This is a genomic window from Rahnella inusitata (assembly GCF_965118895.1).
GTDB classification, from domain to species: domain Bacteria; phylum Pseudomonadota; class Gammaproteobacteria; order Enterobacterales; family Enterobacteriaceae; genus Rahnella; species Rahnella inusitata_A.
In genome coordinates this window covers 1-3,397 of sequence record NZ_CBCPJJ010000040.1, presented here as the reverse complement: position 1 = coordinate 3,397, position 3,397 = coordinate 1, and the positions used below count along the sequence as shown (strand labels likewise).

The 3,397-nt window shown below is 54.4% G+C and carries 2 protein-coding genes; both read left to right on the top strand.

What is annotated here, in order from left to right; all coding sequences use genetic code 11:
• The first annotated feature begins 429 nt into the window (after nucleotides 1-429).
• Nucleotides 430-2,019, top strand: a complete 1,590-nt coding sequence (purH, locus tag ACMHLI_RS23330; RefSeq protein ID WP_413531456.1) for a bifunctional phosphoribosylaminoimidazolecarboxamide formyltransferase/IMP cyclohydrolase — start codon at nucleotides 430-432, stop codon at nucleotides 2,017-2,019.
• Nucleotides 2,020-2,064: 45 nt separating this feature from the next.
• Entirely contained in the window at nucleotides 2,065-3,354 is a 1,290-nt protein-coding gene (purD, locus tag ACMHLI_RS23325) for a phosphoribosylamine--glycine ligase (RefSeq protein WP_413531455.1), read from the top strand.
• The last annotated feature ends 43 nt before the right edge of the window (nucleotides 3,355-3,397 follow it).

Genomic DNA, 3,397 nt, shown 5'->3' with positions numbered 1-3,397 from the left:
ACCGGATGCCGCTGTTTTTAATCTTTCCCGACCCGGTTACTTCGTGATGTTGTTCACGTTGTTCCCTGTCGATGGAGCGGCATTATAGGGAGTTCTGAGCAGGCCGCAAGGGGTAATTTTAAGAAAAATCACTGTTTGCTGCATTACACAGCAACCCCACAGCTTATACCCTGTTTTGCACAGATTTATCCACAAAGGAACAGGAAACTGAAATTTTGCGAGCGTCGCGCAATCGTTTTCGCTACAATTTCGCGCGTCAGTTTTCGCCGCCCTTTATGGGTTATAAATGAAAAGTCAGTCGCCGAAGGGAAGTTATCTGAGCGCGATCCCACGTTTTTCTGCAAATTGCTCTATATAGAGAGAAGAAAAGCGTCATTGAATTCAGATAACGCTCTTTATTGCGACTCCAAAGCCAAGGATACAACCACCATGCAACAATCTCGTCCAATCCGCCGCGCTCTGCTCAGTGTTTCTGACAAAGCCGGTATCGTAGAATTCGCCCAGGCACTCTCACAGCGTGGCGTCGAATTACTTTCCACTGGCGGAACCGCAAGTCTGTTGGCTAAGGCCGGCCTGCCAGTCACCGAAGTGTCTGACTACACGGGTTTCCCGGAAATGATGGATGGACGAGTCAAAACCCTGCACCCGAAAGTTCACGGTGGCATCCTCGGTCGTCGCGGGAAAGATGATGAAATTATGGCGCAGCACGCTATCGCGCCAATCGACATGGTGGTCGTTAATCTTTATCCGTTCGCACAAACCGTCGCACGCACCGACTGTTCGCTGGAAGATGCCGTAGAAAACATTGATATTGGCGGGCCAACCATGGTTCGCTCTGCCGCGAAGAACCACAAAGATGTGGCGATTGTCGTTAAGAGCAGCGACTACGCAGCTGTGATTGAAGAGATGGATGCCAACAACAGCTCGCTGACGCTGGAGACCCGTTTCAATCTGGCCATTAAAGCCTTCGAGCATACCGCTTCTTACGACGGCATGATTGCCAACTACTTCGGCACCATGGTTCCGGCTTACCACGGCGATACCGAAACGGCCTCCGGACAGTTCCCCCGCACGCTGAATCTGAGCTATATAAAGAAACAAGATATGCGTTATGGTGAAAACAGCCATCAGAATGCAGCCTTCTATATAGAAGAGAACGTCAGCGAGGCATCTGTCGCGACATCGACTCAACTTCAGGGCAAAGCGCTTTCCTATAACAATATCGCCGATACTGATGCTGCGCTGGAATGCGTGAAAGAATTTGCGGAACCTGCGTGTGTGATCGTCAAACACGCTAACCCTTGCGGTGTGGCCATCGGCGACAGCATCCTGGCCGCTTACGAGCGCGCTTATCAGACGGACCCAACGTCCGCTTTCGGCGGCATCATCGCTTTCAACCGTGAGCTCGATGCTGACACCGCCAAAGCGATCATCAGCCGTCAGTTTGTCGAGGTGATCATCGCCCCTTCCGTCAGCGAAGAAGCGCTGGCTCTGACCGCAGCCAAACAAAACGTCCGCGTACTGACCTGTGGTCAGTGGCAAGGTCGGCAAGCAGCATTGGACTTCAAACGCGTCAACGGCGGCCTGCTGGTTCAGGATCGCGATTTAGGCATGGTGGATGCCAATGAGCTGCGCGTCGTCTCTGAGCGCCAGCCGACGGAGCAGGAACTCACAGATGCCCTGTTCTGCTGGAAAGTGGCAAAATTCGTTAAATCTAATGCCATTGTTTACGCGCGCGACAAAATGACCATCGGCATTGGCGCAGGCCAGATGAGCCGCGTTTACTCTGCCAAAATTGCGGGGATCAAAGCGGCGGATGAGGGTCTGGAAGTCGCAGGTTCCGTTATGGCTTCTGATGCCTTCTTCCCGTTCCGTGATGGTATTGATGCCGCCGCTGCGGTAGGCATCACCTGTGTTATCCAGCCGGGTGGTTCAATCCGTGATGATGAAGTGATTAAAGCCGCCAACGAACACGGCATTGCAATGCTCTTCACCGATATGCGTCACTTCCGTCATTAATTTCTTTCAGCGGGTGCGATGCGCCCGCTCATCCGGAGTCTTCGAATGAATATTTTAATTATCGGTAACGGCGGGCGGGAACATGCGCTGGCGTGGAAGGCATCGCAGTCATCTCTGGCTGATAAAGTCTTTGTCGCGCCGGGCAACGCCGGTACCGCGCTGGAACCTTTGCTGGAAAACGTCGATATCGCCTCCACTGACGTTGCCGGGTTGCTGGCTTTTGCCAAAAGTAACGACATCGGTCTGACGATTGTCGGCCCTGAAGCGCCGCTAGTGATTGGCGTGGTTGATGCTTTCCGCGCCGCGGGCCTGAAAATCTTTGGCCCTACGCAGGAAGCCGCCCAGCTGGAAGGTTCTAAAGCCTTCACCAAAGATTTCCTCGCCCGTCACAACATTCCAAGTGCTGATTACCAGAACTTCACCGATATCGAACCTGCGCTGGCGTATCTGCGCAGCAAAGGCGCGCCGATTGTCATCAAGGCTGACGGTCTGGCGGCAGGTAAAGGCGTGATCGTGGCGATGACGCTGAAAGAAGCAGAAGACGCCGTTCACGATATGCTGGCAGGCAATGCCTTCGGCGACGCCGGTCACCGCATCGTGATTGAAGAATTCCTCGATGGCGAAGAAGCCAGTTTCATCGTGATGGTAGACGGCACGAACGTGCTGCCTATGGCGACCAGTCAGGATCACAAGCGCGTTGGGGATGGCGATAGCGGCCCGAACACCGGCGGTATGGGCGCTTATTCTCCGGCGCCAGTGGTGACTGATGAAATTCACCAGCGCGTGATGGATCAGGTTATCTGGCCCACCGTGCGCGGAATGGCGGCTGAAAACAACACTTACACCGGCTTCCTGTATGCAGGTCTGATGATCTCCGCTGATGGCCAGCCGAAAGTGATCGAATTCAACTGCCGCTTCGGCGATCCGGAAACTCAGCCGATCATATTGCGCATGCGCTCAGATCTGGTGGATCTTTGTCTGGCGGGTGCTGAAGGTCGTCTGGGTGATAAGACCTCAGAATGGGATCCGCGTCCTTCGCTGGGCGTTGTGCTGGCGGCCGGGGGTTATCCGGGCGACTATCAGAACGGTGAAGTCATTCATGGCTTACCGCTCGAAGAAGTACCGGATGGTAAAGTGTTCCACGCGGGCACCCGTTTGCAGGACGAACTTGTCGTCACCAGCGGGGGGCGCGTGCTGTGTGTGACCGCGCTGGGTAAAACCGTAGAAGCCGCTCAGCTGCGTGCTTACGATTTAGCGAAAGATATCCGTTGGGAAGGCAGTTTCTGCCGCAAAGACATTGGTTACCGCGCCATTGACCGCGAGCGCAACCAGTAAATCTGGCTTACCGGCTGACGATCAAAAAAGGCACGCTTCGGCG

Excerpts from the sequence above, each read along its gene's own strand:
- purH (WP_413531456.1), top strand. The coding sequence starts at position 430 with ATGCAACAATCTCGTCCAATCCGCCGCGCTCTGCTCAGTGTTTCTGAC.
- purD (WP_413531455.1), top strand. The coding sequence starts at position 2,065 with ATGAATATTTTAATTATCGGTAACGGCGGGCGGGAACATGCGCTGGCG.